The following is a 1,039-nucleotide window of genomic DNA, read 5'->3' as shown; positions in this document are numbered from 1 at the left end:
CTAGGGCCTGTATCGAAGTGGATCAGCTGATGGCTTCGGGTGTGGCCTGTTCCGGCGTGTCGTTGATCAAATAGGAGAGGTCTCCGGTAGATCGATCGTCGACCAAGAAGATCAAAGCACCGGAGACCTCGTGGGCACCTTAGCGGTGACGAGGCGGTTCGACCTGACCGACGCGCAGTGGGCGTTGCTGGAGCCGTTGTTGCCCCAGCCTGCGCGGTCGGGGCGGCCGTCGTTGTGGAGCAAGCGGCAGTTGATCGACGGGATCCGGTGGCGGGTGCGTACGGGGTCGCCGTGGCGGGACCTGCCCGCGATGTATGGGTCGTGGGCTGCTGCGTACGGACTGTTTCGGCGGTGGCAACGCAACGGCACCTGGCGCCGGCTGGTGATCGCGTTGCAGGCACTGGCCGACGCGGCTGGAGGGATCGGCTGGGACGTGAGCGTGGATTCGACCGTGGTGCGGGCCCATCAGCATGCTGCGGGCGCGTCTAAAAGGGGGATCTGCAGGCGGAGTCACCGGGTGGTGTCCGGGTTGAGCCGGTTGATCACGCGTTGGGTCGTTCTCGGGGTGGGTTGTCCACGAAGCTGCATCTGGCCTGTGAGCAGGGCCAGAAGCCTCTGTCGCTGGTACTGACCGGTGGGCAACGCGGCGACAGCCCGCAGTTCATTCCCGTCCTGACCGCGATCCGGGTGCCGAGGCTCGACGGTGGTCGGCCCCGCACCCGACCGGATCGCGTGTTGGCCGACAAGGCCTACACGTCCAAGGCCAACCGCGACCACCTGCGCAAGCGAGGGATTAAAGCAACCATCCCGACCAAGGCCGACCAGGACGCGTACCGCCGCAAGAAGGGATCGAAGGGCGGGCGGCCACCCGCCTTCGACCCCGAGATCTACAAACAGCGTCACGCCGTGGAATGCGGCATCAACCGGCTCAAACGCTACCGAGCCGTCGCCACCCGGTTCGACAAACTCGCCGTCCGCTACGAAGCCACCGTCCACATCGCCACGATCAACGAATGGCTCTAACCCACTTCGATACAGG

The 1,039-nt window shown here is 65.5% G+C and carries 1 protein-coding gene; it reads left to right on the top strand.

Features of this window, described 5'->3' with window-relative positions:
• The first annotated feature begins 145 nt into the window (after positions 1-145).
• Positions 146-1,023, top strand: a protein-coding gene (locus ACIBVP_RS45740) for an IS5 family transposase (RefSeq protein ID WP_396112831.1) whose coding sequence is annotated in 2 segments (ribosomal slippage) — positions 146-524 and positions 524-1,023 — 879 coding nt in all. Because the reading frame shifts where the segments join, the coding sequence is not laid out codon by codon here.
• Positions 1,024-1,039: the final 16 nt, after the last annotated feature.

The sequence above is a fragment of the Actinophytocola sp. NPDC049390 genome (assembly GCF_044466355.1).
In the GTDB taxonomy this organism is placed as follows: Bacteria; Actinomycetota; Actinomycetes; order Mycobacteriales; family Pseudonocardiaceae; genus Actinophytocola.
The sequence above is the reverse complement of the archived record's forward strand: the minus strand, read 5'-3'. Positions and strand labels throughout refer to the sequence as shown.